Consider the following 14,259-nt stretch of genomic DNA (forward strand, 5'->3'; position numbering starts at 1 on the left):
GACCCCGCAGCCGGCTGACCCCGCGGTCGGCTGATCTTCGCGGCCGGCCCCGGAGGGTCGGCCCCCCGGCGGGTGCGGCGCGCAGACGCGTCTCAGACCGCTCGCAGCACCGCCACGACCTTGCCGAGGATCTCGGCGGAGTCGCCGAGGATCGGCGCGAACGACGGGTTGTGCGGCATCAGCCAGACGTGGCCGTCGCGCTGGGCGAAGGTCTTCACGGTCGCCTCGCCGTCGATCATGGCCGCGACGATCTCGCCCTTCTGGGCGACGGGCTGGCTGCGCACCACGACCCAGTCCCCGTCGCAGATCGCGGCGTCGATCATCGACTCCCCGACGACCTGGAGCAGGAAGAGGTCCCCGTCCCCGACGAGCTGCTGAGGGAGGGTGAAGACGTCCTCGACCTGCTCCTGGGCGGTGATCGGCACGCCCGCGGCGATGCGGCCCACCAGGGGGACGGGGACGCCCACGGTGCTCGGCATCGGCTCGCCGGGGGAGAGCTCGGGCTCGCCGCTCTCGTCCGGGAGCACGATCTCCATGGCGCGGGGGCGCTTGGGGTCCCGGCGCAGGAAGCCCTTGCGCTCGAGGACCCCGAGCTGGTGCGCGACGGAGGAGGACGAGGTCAGGCCGACGGCGTCGCCGATCTCCCGCATGGTGGGCGGGTAGCCGTGATCGGCGATCGCGGCGGCGATCTCCTCGAGGATCCGGCGCTGGCGATGGGTGAGGCCCGCCGTCGCGGAGGCGTCCTCCGCCTCCGGGGTGCTGGTGCTGCTCGGCGACATGGCGGGGCCTCCTGGCGTTCGACCGCGGCTTCGGATGTCGGACCCTCCTGGTGGAGTGATCCCACGAACAACAGTAGGCGCTGGAGGCGCTGTCACCAAACATGTGTTCGACATGTTCTTGCGTGTCGCGCCGCGGGGGCCTACAGTCGTACACGTATTCGATCGAACAGGAGTTCGGACATGGCCACGATCCTTTCCCTTCCCACCCGGGATGCCGCCGCCGTCGACGCTACCCCTCGACCGCGTGTTCGACTCGAGCTGACCCGCCGGGGGCGGGTGCTCGTCACCGGGGCCGCCTTCGTCCTCGGCGTGCTCGTCGCCCTCGCGCTGCTCCTCTTCGCCGGCGGCCCCTGGGCCTTCGCCGGTGCGACCGAGCACGGCCCCGTGGTGACGGTCGAGTCCGGGGACACCCTGTGGGCCTATGCCGAGTCCTATGCGCCCGAGGGTGTCGAGCCCCAGGCCTTCGTCGAGGAGGTCCGTCGCCTCAATGGGATGGAGACCCCGCGTCTGACCGCAGGCCAGGAGATCGTCCTGCCGCAGGGGGTCACCGCGCAGAAGTGAGGGCGGCGCGGCGCGCTGCCGGTAGGCTGGACGGGTGCACTGCCCGTTCTGCCGCAATCCTGACTCGCGCGTCGTCGACTCCCGGACCTCTGACGACGGCGCGACCATCCGTCGCCGCCGTCAGTGCACCGCCTGTTCCCGCCGGTTCTCCACCGTGGAGACCGCCTCCCTCTCGGTCGTGAAGCGATCCGGGGTGAGCGAGCCCTTCAGCAGGTCCAAGGTGATCTCCGGGGTGCGCAAGGCCTGCCAGGGCCGGCCGGTCAGCGATGACCAGCTCGCGGTGCTGGCCCAGCGCGTCGAGGACGCGATCCGCCAGCGCGGCCAGGCGGAGATCGAGGCGCACGAGGTGGGCCTCGCGATCCTCCAGCCGCTGCAGGATCTCGACCTGGTGGCCTACCTGCGCTTCGCGAGCGTGTACCAGTCCTTCGAATCGCTGGACGACTTCGAGGCCGCGATCGCGCGGCTGCGCGCCGAGGCGGCCGGGGGTGCATCCGGCGTCTGAGGGGTCCGGATCCGGGAATCGTGCGCGAGCCCGTCCGGTTCATGCATAAGATGTCTGCTGGCGCCTCACGAGGCGCCGACCGGATCGGCGGTCGCGGAGGGGAAGCCGCGGCCGCCGATCCTTCGTCCCGGCCCGGGACGCCCGGGGGGCGGGGCCCTCAGCCCTCCAGGCCGGCCGGCAGCGGTGCCGCATGCACGACGTCCAGCCGCCGCGTCGGGCGGGTCATCGCCACATACAGATCACCGGCCCCGTGCACGCCGTCCGAGACGAGCCGCGCCGGCTCGACCACGACGACGCCGTCGAACTCCAGGCCCTTGGCGTCCTGCGGCGACATCACCGCCACCTCGTCGTCCACGCCCGCGCTTCCCGAGCCCACGCGCGGCAGCCCCTCCTGCGCGCGCAGCGCCGCCACCAGCTCGCTCACCTGATCGGCCTCGACGATCACGGCGATGCGCCCGGTATCGGCCGAGAGCTGGTCGCGCACCGCGCGGACCACCTCGTCGGCGAGCTGCCCCGCCCGCGCAGGGCGCAGCACGGGATCCAGCTCGCCCTCGCGCACGGAGGAGACCGCCGTGACGGGGAGGTCGTGGCGCTCGGCCATGCGCTGGGCGGCATCCATGACCCGTCGCGGGGTGCGGTAGTTGACCGTGAGGTGCTCCACCTGGAGGCGGTCCTCGACATAGGGGGCCAGCACCGCCTCCCAGGAGGAGGTCCCGGCCGCCGAGGAGGTCTGGGCGACGTCCCCGACGACCGTGAAGGACTTGGTCGGGTTGCGGCGCATGAGGGCGCGCCACATCATCGGCGAATGCTCCTGGGCCTCGTCCACCACGATGTGCCCGTAGGTCCAGTCCCGCTCGGACCGCGCCCGTTCGGCCAGCGTGCGGCCGTCGCGCACCCGGGCGACCTGGTCGGCGAGGTCCTCCGCACGGACCATCCCGGAGGTGTCCACGTTCTCCAGGACCTCGCGCGCGTAGCTGACGTCCTGGCTGCGCTTCTCGCGGCGTCGTTCCGCCTCCGCGCGCGAGACCGAGTCGTCCTCGCCCAGGAGCTCGGCGACCTCGTCCAGCAGCGGGACGTCCTCGATGGTCCAGGGGGAGTCCTTGGGGCGCACCAGGTGCTGCAGCATCGCGGGGCGCAGGCTGCGCGGCGCGGCCGCGCGCAGCCGCTCGGGGTGGGCCAGCAGGATCCGCAGGAAGGACTCGGGGGTGTAGGGCATCCAGGCGAGGTTCAGCGCGACGCGCACGTCCCGCTCGGCGCGCAGGTCGGCGAGGATCTGCGGGCGGTCCTCGGGCAGCACTGTCTGCCCGCTCGCCCGCAGCGCCTTCTCGTAGGCGGTGGCCAGGCGGTCCAGGGCGGCGCGCACGAAGACCGCGCGGGCGGCGTTGTGCGGCTTGTGCGAGGCGCGGGCCTCGCGGCGGGCCTCGGCGATGTCCCGGGTCGTGAGCGAGAACCGGGTGCCGTCGATCGTGATCGGCACGTCCTCGTCCGGGACCCGCTGGCGGTTCTTCACGGCGCGCGCGAGCAGCGCCGCCATGTCCGGATGCCCCTTGACCTGCGCGACCTCCGCGGTGTCGTGGAGGGTCGTGCTCACGCCGGGGAACAGCTCGCCCGGGGTCAGCATCACCACGCCCGACTCGCCCAGGCTCGGCAGCACGCGTTCGATGTAGCGCAGGAAGCCGTGCGTGGGCGCCATGATCAGCACGCCCGTGTGCTCGAGCCGGCGACGGTGCGTGTACAGCAGGTAGGCCGCACGGTGCAGGGCGACGGCGGTCTTGCCCGTGCCGGGGCCGCCCTGGACGACCAGCACGCCCCGGTTGGCAGAGCGGATGATGCGATCCTGCTCGCCCTGGATGGTGGCGACGATGTCGCCCATGCGACCGGTGCGCTGCGAGGAGACGGCAGCCAGCAGGGCTCCCTCGCCCTGCAGCACGACGTCCTCGCCCATGGTCAGCACCTCGTGGTCCAGGACGTCGTCCTCGAGGCCGACCACGGTCCGGCCGCGGGTGATGAGGTGGCGGCGCAGCCGCACGTCCAGGCGATCGATGCTGGTCGCCTGGTAGAAGGCGGCCGCCGCGGGGGCGCGCCAGTCCACCAGGAGCTGGTCCCGCTCCGCGGTGAACAGGCTGATGCGGCCGATGTAGTGGCGCAGGCCCTCGTCGGTGTCCAGCCGGCCGAAGACGACGTTGTGGCTCACCGAGCGCAGCAGGGACAGGCGGTCCTCGTACAGGGCCATGAAGGCGTCGCGCTCGGAGCGGTTCTGATGGGTCGAGGCGCTCTGGGATCCCTGGGTCTGCTCGAGGTTCCGTTCGACCTGCTCGATCAGCTCGTCGACGCGGGCGTAGAGCTGGTCCGTGTACGCCTGCTCGGCGGCGATCTGTGCGGTGGTGGCATCCAATGCTGAGGTCCCCCTGAGAGCTGCAGGCCGCGGTCGTGCGTCCGCGCGCGCGAGGGCCGGGACGCCCCGCGCGCGAACACGGTGATCCATTATGGTGGATGCTCCTGGGTGCGTGCGACGCACGCCCCGACCGGCGGAGGAGGTGGACATGCGCGACCCGCGGGATCTGTACTCCTACGCCTCGGCCGATGTCGTGGCGGCGGTGCCGCGCGGCAGGCTGACGCTGGTGCATGCCCTGCCGGGCATGGTCGATGCCGGGAACGCCTGCCGCATCGCCGCGACGTACCTGCGCGATTCCCTGCGGCATGTCCGTCTGGTGACCTTCGAGGCCGATGAGCTCGTGGACTATCGCGGCTCGCGCCCGCAGGCCGTGTTCGACGGCCGGTCCTACGCCTCCGTGGACATCCCCGAGATGGCGCTGTACCTGATGTACGACGAGTCGGATCGTCCCTTCCTGTTCCTGGACGGCCCGGAGCCGGACCTGCAGTGGCAGCGCCTGGCGCAGGCCATCATCGACCTCGTGGAGTTCTTCGAGGTCGATCAGGTCGTGAGCATGGAGGCCTACCCGATGGCCGTCCCGCACACGCGGCCGATCGCCCTCATCGCGCATGCCAACGACGGGTCCCTCTCCTCGGCCGATGCCGAGGGTCAGGAGGAGACGGAGGTGCTGGTCCCGGCGAGCTTCGGCGCTCTGCTCGAGAAGGAGCTGGAGCGGGCCGGCCATCGGGCGATGGGATACGCGGCCCAGATCCCCCACTACCTCACCCGCACCGACTTCCCGGCGGGGGCCCTCGCCCTGCTGCGCCGCGTGAGCGAGGCGGCCGGTCTCGAGCTCCCGCTCGTGGAGCTGGGGGACCTGACCGATGCGGCCTCCTCCGCGCTGGCCGGCACGCTCGAGGGGAACGAGGAGATCGGCGCGGTGGTCTCCGCGCTCGAGGAGCAGTACGACGCGGTCGCCGGGGACGGCTCCGTGCACGGGATCGCCACCACCATGGATCTGCCCACCGCCGACGAGATCGGCGATCACTTCGAGCGGTTCCTCGCGCGCCAGGACGACGATCCGGACCCCGGCCGCTCCCCGTCCTGACCTCCGCGACGCTGCCTGCGGGTTTGTTACGCCTTCGTTATGGCTCAGCCGCTCTCTCGACGTGAAATGAGCCACGATCGTGGGACAATGGTCTCGTTGCAGTGCAGTACGACCAGCAGGACAGTTCCGGTGATGTCGCCCGCGGGTGCAGCACGGGTCTCGCGCCTGATGCGTTCAGCTCGCTTCTCCTGAAGCGGGACATGCTCACGCGACTTCGGGATCGCACCGCGATCGTCGACGGACCAGAAGGAAAGTGAAAGATATGGCGCAGGGCGCGGTCAAGTGGTTCAACGCTGAGAAGGGCTACGGCTTCATCGAGATCGATGGGGGCGGAGCCGACGTCTTCGTGCACCACAGCAAGATCGACATGGATGGATACCGCTCCCTCGAAGAGGGCCAGCGGGTGGAGTTCGAGGTGGCGCAGGGCGACAAGGGCCCGCAGGCCGAGCAGGTCCGCCCCCTCTGAGCATTCGTCCGGCGCGACCGGACAGGAGGGCGGGCAGGAGACCGGGGGTCTCCTGCCCGCCCTCACGCATGTCCGCGCCCGCGCAAATCCGCCCTCGCGGGTCCGCTGCGGAGCCGGTCAGCTCCCGTCGGCAGCGCTGCCGTCGGGAGCTGCTTCGGGCAGGGGGACCTCCACCACCTGCCCGCGATCGGCGAGGCTGCGGACCTCCGCGGGTGGGGACAGGCGCACGGACACGGCGTCCGAGCGCAGCGCCCGATCCACGTCCGCGGGCAGCGGCTCCCCGGAGGCGACCAGCACGCAGTTCCCGCGCCGCTTGCCGCTGAGGTGGGCCGGCTCGGCGATGATCCCGACGTGGGGGAAGACCGTCGAGAGCGTCGCGACCTCGTCGGCGAGGATGCGCGTCCCGGGCGGGGCCGCGCTGTTGGCGAGATAGAGCCCCCCGGGGCGCAGCACCCGACGCGCATGCTCGGCCACGGCCCGTGAGGTGAGCACGAGCGGCGTGACGTTTCCGCTGAACACGTCACGGATCACCAGGTCGAAGCGGGCATCGCGCCAGGAAGTGAGCGCCGTGGTGGCGTCGTCCACCCGGATCCGCACCCGGGGCGAGCGCGGCAGGGAGAACCAGGTGCGCACGTGCTCGGCCAGGAGCGCGTCCTTCTCGACGACCACGTGGCGCGATCGCGGCCATTGGTCCGCGAGCGCCCGCGGCAGCGAGCACCCGCCGCCGCCGAGGTGGGCGACCTCCATCGACTCCCGGTCCGGGCGATCCGCCGCCCAGCGCCGCACGACCAGCTGCATCCAGCGCATGTACTCGAACTCGAGATGCTGGGGATCCGGATGCAACCCCGAGGAGGGGACCCCGTTGACGTACAGGACGACCGAGCCGTCCGTCTCCGTCTCCAGCAGGGCCGTGCCCGTGGAGATGGGGATCGGTCGGCCGACGGGGCCGAGGTCCGGGAACGGGCTCGAGGAGGGGTCCGGGCCGCGGCGGCGCCGCGGGTCGCGCTTGCTCATGCAGCCACTCTAGGGTCCGCCGGCTTCTCCTCCCCACGGCGGCCCGGTCCCCAGCGGACGTCGTCTGTCCGTCCCCCTGCGTAGCGTCAGGGGCATCGAGGCGGTCGGGAGCCGGGACATCGGGTCCGGGCCGCGGCGACGGACCGACGGGGCGCGGCCCCGGCGGTCACGGACCGGAGCAGCGCAGGAGACGGGAGGACGTGATGGCACCGATGACGAACCGAGCGACGACGCCGCGGCAGGCCGCGCCGGCACGGCACGGGCAGGGGGCTCCCACCGGGCGGCCCTCCCGCGCGCTGCAGCTCCTGGACGCCGAGCTCGACATCCTCGATCGGGCGGAGTCGATGCTGCGCGAGGGCGAGGCCCTCGCGCTGACCGACCCCCGCGCCGCGTACGAGCTCGTCCACCGCGCCGCACTGCGTGCGGCCGGGGTGGTGGTCGCGCGCGCCAACCGGGATCGCCGGCGCCGTCTGCCCCTGAACGCCTGGACCGCGCTGGCGAGGATCGGCGGCGAGCATCGTGCCTGGGCCGAGGAGATGGCCGAGCTCGTCGCGGAGCGCGACCGCCTCTCCCGCCGGGAGGACGCGACGCCCGACCCGGTCCTCCTGGCCCGCCACCGCGACCTCACCGCGCGCCGCGTCAGGATGGTCCGGGAGGAGGTCCTCGAGGCCAGCCTGCCGGAGGACCTCTCGACCCTGGGCTCGTGAGGGCCCGGGGTGGGCGCGGCCTCCCGGCATCCGCGCGGATCGTGCTGCCGCCCAAGCCGCCCCGCGCCCTCGCCCCGTGCCGCCGCCTGGGGGCGGGGGCCTCCCGGGTGCGGCCCGACTACGATGGACGCTCCGGATCGAGGGGAGGGCTGCGTGGACGTCGAGGACAGCACGATCCTCCATCTCGACATGGACGCCTTCTTCGCCTCCGTCGAGATCCGTGACGACCCGGGACTGCGGGGCCGCCCCGTCGTCGTGGGCGGCGCGGGCAACCGCGGCGTCGTCGCGGCGGCCAGCTATCCCGCCCGCTCCCGCGGGATCCGCTCGGCCATGCCCATGGTCACCGCCCGCCGCCTCGCCCCGGACCTGGTGGTCGTGCCGCCGCGGATCGACCTGTACCGGCGGATCTCCCGGGAGGTGATGGCGATCCTCGCCTCGGTGACCCCGCAGGTCGAGCAGATCAGCGTCGACGAGGCGTTCCTGGACGTGCGCGGCGCCCGGCGCCTGTTCGGCACGCCCGCGCAGATCGGCGCCCTGCTGCGCGAACGGATCCGCGCGGAGCTCGATCTGCCCAGCAGCGTCGGCGGGTCCGTGTCCCGGGCGGTGGCCAAGATCGCCTCCGCGCACGCCAAGCCGGACGGCCTGCTCATCGTCGCCCCGGAGGAGACGGCGGCCTTCCTCGCCCCGCTGCCGGTGTCCGTGATCTCGGGGGTGGGCCCCAAGGCGGTCCGCTCCCTGGAGCAGCTGGGCGTGCGCACGGTCGGCGAGCTGCGCGACATCCCGGCGACGACCCTGCGCCGTGCGCTCGGTCCGCAGGCGCCGATGGTCTCGCGGATCGCCGCAGGGGAGGACCGGACGGGGCTGGGCCGTCAGGTGCGCGACCGCAGCCTGGGCACGGAGCGCACCTTCGAGGAGGACCTCACCGACCCCGAGGACATCCGCCGACGTCTGACCGCGATGGCGGACGAGGTCGCCCGGTCCCTGCGCCGCGAGGGGCTCGTGGCGCGGACGGTGAGCGTGAAGCTGCGGTCGCCGGACGGCACCACCATCACGCGGGCCGCGACGATGGACCAGCCGACCTCGGTGGGGGAGCGGCTGCGCGAGCACGTCATCGCCCTGTGGACGCGCGAGGCCGCGTCGCTGCCCCGGCTGCGGCTGGCCGGCGTGCGGGCGGAGCATCTGCGGCCGGCGGAGGGCGGCTCGTCCCTCGAGCTCGCGGGCCGCACCACCGGGTGGCAGGACCTCGAGCAGGCGATGGATCGGGCGCTGGACCGCTTCGGCGGGGTGAGCCTGACGCGCGGGTCCGCCCTGAAGGGGACGGCGGCCGAGGAGCCCGCTCCGTCCAGGTCGCTGCCAGGTCTACCGCTCGGTCGGCCCGGCGGGGAGCGTCCGGGCTGATCGGCCCGCTGTCCGCACGGAGTTGCGCACGGAGTTCCCAATCCTCAGGAAGGCGCCGTATCCTGGAGGGGCATATCCGTCGCCGACATCGTTGTTGGACGGGCCCGCCGGGAGCGGCGAAGGCGGCGCCGGGTTGCACAGCCGGAACACGCTGTGTCGTCAGTCAGAAGGGGGCGGGAGCGATGCCGCTGTCGGAACACGAGCAGAAGATGCTCGACGAGATGGAGCGTCAGCTTTTCGCGGACGATCCGCGACTGGCGCGCACCTTCCAGGCCTCGACCCGCCCTCGGCGAAGCCGCCGTCGTCTGGTCCTCGGCCTCGTCGGCGCCGTGCTGGGGCTCGGTGCCCTGGTCCTCGCGGTGCTCCTGCCGGCCATCTGGCTCGGCGTGCTGGGCTTCCTGCTCATGCTCGCCGGCACCCTCTACGCCGTCACGGCACCCCCGGCGGAGCCCGGCTCCGCCCCCGGGGCCGCTCCGGCGACCGGGCAGGGTCCGGACAGGCATCGCGGTGACTTCATGCGTCGCATGGAGGAGCGCTGGGAGAAGCGCGGCGGGGACGACCCTCGGGGTTGACCCGCACGCGCTGACGCACGACGCGGCCCCCGCCGGATCCTGATCCGGCGGGGGCCGCGTCGTGCCGTCCTCCGCAGCGCGATCGGTCCGGGCCGCCCCGCTGGGCCGCCCGGCCGGGCCGCCCCGCTGGGCCGCCCGACGCACCCTCCCGACCACGGCGCGCCCTCCTGACCCCGGCGCATCTTCCTGACCCCGGCGCACCCTCCTGACGCAGCCGCCCGGATCCTTCGGGCGCCCCCTCCACCGCGCCCCCTCGTGGCCCCGCCCCGCAGTCCCTCGTGGACCCGCCCCGCAGTCCTCGCCGCTCCGGGACCTCCGGTCGCGGCCCTCCTCCGGGCGGGCGCGGAGGCGGACGGGACGCCGGAGACCGGGAAGAACGGCTCGGCGCGTCCAGGGTTCTCCCGGATTCCCCACTTCCCTCCCCGCGATCCCTCCACCCCGCTCCACCGCGCCCCCACCGCCCTTCCGCCCCGCGCCCCGAGAACCCGGACGACGCTCTGACCTGCACTTCCAGGATGGCGCCGAGAAATCCGGAGGGAGGGAGCGCGGCTGGCCCGTTCCGCTGCGACGCGCCGGAGCGCCCGATCCGGGCGAATCTCCTCCACCCCGCACCACGCCGTTGACCTGCGTGGATGTGCGCATTGCGGGGAGAATGCGGCCAACCTGGGTGTGGATGTGGGGAGGAGTGGGGTAAAGTGGGGCGCGTAGGGAGGACGGTGGTTCCCGACCCGGATCGAGGGGGTGCGCGATGTTCCTCGGAACGTTCACGCCCAAGCTCGACGAGAAGGGCCGACTGATCTTCCCTGCGAAGTTCCGGGACGACCTCGCCTCGGGTCTGGTCATGACCCGCGGTCAGGAGCACTGCATCGCGGTGTATCCGATCGCCGAGTTCCGCCAGAAGCTGGACGAGGCCCGTCGGGCGCCGACGACCGATCAGCGCACGCGCGACTACCTGCGCGTGCTGCTGTCCGGAGCGGAGGACGTCATCCCGGACAAGCAGGGCCGCATCACCATCCCGGGCCACCTGAGGGCCTACGCAGGACTGGACCGGGAGACCGCGGTGATCGGCGCATTGGACCGTCTCGAGGTCTGGTCCCTCCCGGCCTGGGAGACCTACCTCGAGCAGAAGGAGGAGGGCTTCGCCCAGACCGCCGAGGAGGTGGTCCCGGGCCTGTTCTGACGGCACTCCGTCTCGTGAGATCCCTCGTCGCTCCCGCCCCGACGCAACTTCCCCGGTGGCGGGTCGGGAGCGAGGAGGGATCCCGCCGGACGGCCCCGCAGAACTCCGGGACCCATACCTGCACGCACGATCTGGACGACTCGGCCACGCACACCGGGACACGCAACGGGAGGAGAGCCTGTGGACACGACGACCACGCCCGCGGACGACCGCCACCTTCCCGTCCTCCTGCGGACCTGCGTCGACCTGCTCACCCCGGCTCTCTCCCACGACGGCGCCGTCTACGTCGACGGCACCCTGGGCATGGCCGGCCACGCCCTGGCCGTGCTGGACGCCGCGCCGCTGGCGCGCCTGGTGGGCATCGACCGCGATGCCCAGGCCCTCGAGCTCGCCCGGGAGCGCCTCACCCGCGCCGGCCATGGGGACCGCATCACCCTGGTCCACGCCACCTACGACGAGATCCCGGAGGTCCTCGCGGACCTCGGCATCGCCGCCGCGGACGGCGTGATGATGGACCTCGGGCTCAGCAGCTTCCAGATCGACACCCGCGAGCGCGGCTTCTCCTATGCGCAGGACGCCCCGCTGGACATGCGGATGGACACCGACTCCGACGGCCCCACCGCCGCCGATCTCCTGCGCGAGCTTCCCGAGCAGGAGATCGCCCGGCTCCTGAAGGACTACGGCGACGAGCGGTTCGCCCGGCGCATCGCCCAGCGGATCGTCGCGCAGCGCGAGCAGGCGCCCCTGACGCGCAGCGGCGAGCTGGTGACGCTGCTGGAGTCGGCCATCCCGGCGGCCACGCGCGCCGGCGGCGGGCACCCGGCCAAGCGGACGTTCCAGGCGCTGCGCATCGCCGTGAACGAGGAGCTCGAGATCCTCACCCGCGCGCTCGAGGGAGCCCTGACCTCCCTCGCCGTCGGCGGCCGGCTGGTCGTCGAGTCGTACCACTCGGGGGAGGACCGTCTGGTGAAGACGGCCCTGACCCGGGCAACCCGTTCCACGGCCCCGCCCGGCCTGCCGGTCGAGCTGGAGGAGCACCGCCCCCGCTTCGAGAACCTCGTCCGCGGCGCGCTGCGCGCCGATGACGAGGAGATCGCCCGCAATGCCCGCTCCGCCTCGGTGCGGCTGCGGGCCGTCGTCCGGTCCCGACCGGACATCTGACGCCCCCTCCGCCGCCACCGACCACGCACCATCCGTCAGGAAGCCCGCACATGGCACGCACCACCGCCCTCCGCGCCACCGCCCCCGACACCCTCGCCCCCGCGGCGCGCCCGCGCCTCGCGGTCGTGGCCCGCCCCGATCCGGGGCGCAGCTCGGTGCCGTTCGCGGTCCTGTGCACCCTGATCGTCGTCACGGCGCTGGCGGCGGTGCTGATCCTGAACATCCAGATGTCCGATCAGAGCTACCAGATCACGCGCCTGCAGAACCAGTCGCAGCGCCTGACGGAGCAGCAGCAGGCCCTCGCCGAGCAGAACGAGCGGCTGGGCACGCCGCAGGAGCTCGAGAAGAGGGCCAAGGAGCTGGGCATGGTGCCGGTCACCGAGCCCAGCTACATCGACCTGGCCACCGGCACCGTCATCGGCCAGGGCGAGGAGGGCAGCAGCGAGGAGGGAGCTGCCGCCTCCGAGACGAGCACGGAGCTGACCCCGGCGATCGTCCCGCCGGCACGGATCTACGACCAGACCCCGGACTACCACGGAATGGGCAACGAGGGAGCCTGAGATGGCACAGCGCGGAACGACGCCGGAGCGCCGCAGGAAGAGCTCGAGCGGCCGAGGCCGCGGGTCGGGAGCCGGGTCCGCCCCGCGCCGCGGGGACGGTGCGGGCCCGCGCGGGCGGCGCCCGCGCGGCCGTCGCGGGGCCGGTCTGGTCCCGACGGCGAAGGTCGGGACCCCGGCCGTGCGCCACCGCTTCCTCGTGGCGATGATGCTGGTGGCCGTGATGGCGCTCTCGGGGCGCCTCATCTGGGTGCAGGGGCTGGACGCCAGCGCCCGCGCCCAGGAGGCCGTCAAGGCGCGCACCACGGAGCGGACCATCGGCGCGCTGCGCGGCGAGATCACCGACCGCGACGGCGAGGTCCTCGCCAGCAGCGTGGAGCGCTACGACCTGTGGGTGAACCAGAAGCAGGTGGTGGAGTACCTCGCGAAGGACAAGGACGCCGAGGTGAAGGGCGTCAAGGCCGCCGCACAGCAGCTCGCCCCGCTGCTGGGCTGGTCGGTCGCCGACACCGAGAAGACCCTCACGGGCGATCGCGGGTTCCTCTACCTCGACAAGAACGTGGAGCCCGCCGTGCGGGACGCGGTGATCTCGCTGAAGATCCCCGGCATCGGCTCGGACCGGGTCTCCGACCGGATCTATCCGGCGGGCCCCGTCGGCGGGAACATCCTGGGCTTCGTCGGCTCCGAGGGGGACCCCCTCGCCGGCGTCGAGTACTCCTACGACGACTACCTCAGCGGCTCCGACGGCTCGATCACCTACGAGCGCGGCGCGGGCGGGCAGATCATCCCCACCGGCCAGACCAAGACCACCCCGGCCGTGGACGGCCAGGACGTCGTGCTGACCATCGACCGCGACCTGCAGTGGAAGGCGCAGCAGATCGTCGCCGCGGCGGTCCAGGAGAAGGGCGGCACCAGCGGGAGCGCGGTCGTCTACAACGCGCGCACCGGGGAGGTCTATGCCCTGGCGGACTACCCGACCTACGACCCGAACGCCCCCGGGGCCGACGACTACCTGGGCAACCACTCGATCTCCGACGTCTTCGCCCCGGGCTCCACCGGCAAGCTGTTCACCATGGCGGCCGCCCTCGAGGAGGGCACGGTCACGCCCGAGTCGGAGTACGTGGTGCCCTACGAGAAGTACTTCGACGGCCACCGCATCAAGGACTCCCACTACCACGAGGAGCAGCACCTGACCCTCGCGGGGGTCCTGAAGAACAGCTCGAACGTGGGCACGGTCCAGATCTCCGAGACCCTGGACCCGCAGACCCGCTACGACTACCTGCGCAAGTTCGGGCTGGGCGAGAAGACCGGCGTGGACCTGCCGGGCGAGTCCGCCGGCATCCTCCATCCGGCCGAGGACTGGAAGGGCCGCGACCGGTACACGACCTCGTTCGGCCAGGCCTACTCCGTCACGGCGCTGCAGATGGTCGCCGCGGTCGGCACCTTCGCCAACGACGGCGTGCGCGTCGAGCCGACCCTGGTCTCCGGTGTGCGCGAGGACGACGGCAGCATCCGCAGCCTCGGCCAGCCCGAGCAGACCCGCGTCGTCTCCTCCGAGACCGCGAACACGATGGTCGAGCTCATGGACAACGCGGCGGACGACGAGACGAGCGCCGCCGCCGTGAAGAACTACGCCGTGGCCGGGAAGACCGGGACGGCGCAGGTGGGCGACGGCACCTACACCGCGTCCTTCATCGGCTTCGCCCCGGCCGACGACCCCGAGCTCGTCATCGGCGTGTTCGTCTACGGGCTGCCGACCTTCATCTCCGGAGCGCGCGCCGCGGCGCCGGCGTTCAGCCAGCTGATGGAGTATGCCCTGCAGAACCAGGGCATCGCGCCGACCGGCGTGGCCCCGCGCACCCTGAAGAACGAATGGTGAC

At 72.8% G+C, this 14,259-nt stretch carries 14 protein-coding genes; 11 read left to right on the forward strand and 3 right to left on the reverse strand.

Going from position 1 to position 14,259, the window contains the following annotated elements; genetic code table 11:
* Positions 1 to 92: 92 nt before the first annotated feature.
* Positions 93 to 779, reverse strand: coding sequence for a transcriptional repressor LexA (gene lexA / locus ABD234_RS05875; RefSeq protein ID WP_038372501.1), 687 nt, complete (start codon positions 777 to 779; stop codon positions 93 to 95).
* Between the two features lie 180 nt (positions 780 to 959).
* On the opposite strand from lexA, the gene ABD234_RS05880 reads away from it, so the two are divergent.
* On the forward strand, positions 960 to 1,340 hold the full coding sequence (locus ABD234_RS05880; protein ID WP_038372503.1) for a LysM peptidoglycan-binding domain-containing protein: 381 nt from the start codon (positions 960 to 962) through the stop codon (positions 1,338 to 1,340).
* Between the two features lie 34 nt (positions 1,341 to 1,374).
* A complete protein-coding gene (gene nrdR, locus ABD234_RS05885; protein WP_038372504.1) occupies positions 1,375 to 1,842 on the forward strand; it encodes a transcriptional regulator NrdR in 468 nt (155 codons plus the stop codon).
* A 157-nt stretch (positions 1,843 to 1,999) separates the two neighbouring features.
* Here the strand turns inward: nrdR and ABD234_RS05890 are convergent, their stop codons facing one another.
* Positions 2,000 to 4,237 (reverse strand): HelD family protein, encoded by a 2,238-nt coding sequence (locus ABD234_RS05890; RefSeq protein WP_038372505.1) that lies wholly within the window; start codon positions 4,235 to 4,237, stop codon positions 2,000 to 2,002.
* 148 nt (positions 4,238 to 4,385) lie between these two features.
* Between ABD234_RS05890 and ABD234_RS05895 the strand changes: the two genes are divergently transcribed.
* Positions 4,386 to 5,324, forward strand: coding sequence for a proteasome assembly chaperone family protein (locus tag ABD234_RS05895; protein WP_038372506.1), 939 nt, complete (start codon positions 4,386 to 4,388; stop codon positions 5,322 to 5,324).
* Positions 5,325 to 5,586: 262 nt separating this feature from the next.
* Positions 5,587 to 5,790, forward strand: coding sequence for a cold-shock protein (locus ABD234_RS05900; protein ID WP_038372508.1), 204 nt, complete (start codon positions 5,587 to 5,589; stop codon positions 5,788 to 5,790).
* Positions 5,791 to 5,907: 117 nt separating this feature from the next.
* Here ABD234_RS05900 and ABD234_RS05905 read toward each other — a convergent pair whose 3' ends face one another.
* Positions 5,908 to 6,804, reverse strand: coding sequence for a spermidine synthase (locus ABD234_RS05905; RefSeq protein ID WP_051486832.1), 897 nt, complete (start codon positions 6,802 to 6,804; stop codon positions 5,908 to 5,910).
* A 212-nt stretch (positions 6,805 to 7,016) separates the two neighbouring features.
* Between ABD234_RS05905 and ABD234_RS05910 the strand changes: the two genes are divergently transcribed.
* The 7 genes from ABD234_RS05910 to ABD234_RS05940 all read left to right on the forward strand — a co-directional run bounded on the left by ABD234_RS05910 (position 7,017) and on the right by ABD234_RS05940 (position 14,258).
* The gene (locus ABD234_RS05910) at positions 7,017 to 7,511 is read left to right on the forward strand and encodes an SAV_6107 family HEPN domain-containing protein (protein ID WP_051486833.1); all 495 of its coding nucleotides are present in this window, start codon (positions 7,017 to 7,019) and stop codon (positions 7,509 to 7,511) included.
* A gap of 153 nt (positions 7,512 to 7,664) precedes the next feature.
* Entirely contained in the window at positions 7,665 to 8,909 is a 1,245-nt protein-coding gene (dinB, locus tag ABD234_RS05915; protein ID WP_232226324.1) for a DNA polymerase IV, read from the forward strand.
* A gap of 182 nt (positions 8,910 to 9,091) precedes the next feature.
* Positions 9,092 to 9,481, forward strand: a complete 390-nt coding sequence (locus tag ABD234_RS05920) for a DUF3040 domain-containing protein (RefSeq protein ID WP_038372511.1) — start codon at positions 9,092 to 9,094, stop codon at positions 9,479 to 9,481.
* Positions 9,482 to 10,229: 748 nt separating this feature from the next.
* Entirely contained in the window at positions 10,230 to 10,661 is a 432-nt protein-coding gene (gene mraZ / locus ABD234_RS05925) for a division/cell wall cluster transcriptional repressor MraZ (RefSeq protein WP_038372513.1), read from the forward strand.
* 180 nt (positions 10,662 to 10,841) lie between these two features.
* Positions 10,842 to 11,822, forward strand: coding sequence for a 16S rRNA (cytosine(1402)-N(4))-methyltransferase RsmH (rsmH, locus tag ABD234_RS05930; protein ID WP_038372514.1), 981 nt, complete (start codon positions 10,842 to 10,844; stop codon positions 11,820 to 11,822).
* Positions 11,823 to 11,872: 50 nt separating this feature from the next.
* Positions 11,873 to 12,382 (forward strand): cell division protein FtsL, encoded by a 510-nt coding sequence (ftsL, locus tag ABD234_RS05935; RefSeq protein ID WP_038372515.1) that lies wholly within the window; start codon positions 11,873 to 11,875, stop codon positions 12,380 to 12,382.
* A 1-nt stretch (position 12,383) separates the two neighbouring features.
* Positions 12,384 to 14,258 (forward strand): peptidoglycan D,D-transpeptidase FtsI family protein, encoded by a 1,875-nt coding sequence (locus ABD234_RS05940; RefSeq protein ID WP_344354598.1) that lies wholly within the window; start codon positions 12,384 to 12,386, stop codon positions 14,256 to 14,258.
* Position 14,259: the final 1 nt, after the last annotated feature.

The sequence above is a fragment of the Brachybacterium phenoliresistens genome, from assembly GCF_039530785.1.
GTDB lineage: Bacteria > Actinomycetota > Actinomycetes > Actinomycetales > Dermabacteraceae > Brachybacterium > Brachybacterium phenoliresistens.

Coding starts and splice junctions, on each gene's coding strand:
- lexA (WP_038372501.1), bottom strand. CDS start 779: ATGTCGCCGAGCAGCACCAGCACCCCGGAGGCGGAGGACGCCTCCGCG.
- ABD234_RS05880 (WP_038372503.1), top strand. CDS start 960: ATGGCCACGATCCTTTCCCTTCCCACCCGGGATGCCGCCGCCGTCGAC.
- ABD234_RS05895 (WP_038372506.1), top strand. CDS start 4,386: ATGCGCGACCCGCGGGATCTGTACTCCTACGCCTCGGCCGATGTCGTG.
- ABD234_RS05900 (WP_038372508.1), top strand. CDS start 5,587: ATGGCGCAGGGCGCGGTCAAGTGGTTCAACGCTGAGAAGGGCTACGGC.
- ABD234_RS05905 (WP_051486832.1), bottom strand. CDS start 6,804: ATGAGCAAGCGCGACCCGCGGCGCCGCCGCGGCCCGGACCCCTCCTCG.
- ABD234_RS05910 (WP_051486833.1), top strand. CDS start 7,017: ATGACGAACCGAGCGACGACGCCGCGGCAGGCCGCGCCGGCACGGCAC.
- ABD234_RS05920 (WP_038372511.1), top strand. CDS start 9,092: ATGCCGCTGTCGGAACACGAGCAGAAGATGCTCGACGAGATGGAGCGT.
- mraZ (WP_038372513.1), top strand. CDS start 10,230: ATGTTCCTCGGAACGTTCACGCCCAAGCTCGACGAGAAGGGCCGACTG.
- ftsL (WP_038372515.1), top strand. CDS start 11,873: ATGGCACGCACCACCGCCCTCCGCGCCACCGCCCCCGACACCCTCGCC.
- ABD234_RS05940 (WP_344354598.1), top strand. CDS start 12,384: ATGGCACAGCGCGGAACGACGCCGGAGCGCCGCAGGAAGAGCTCGAGC.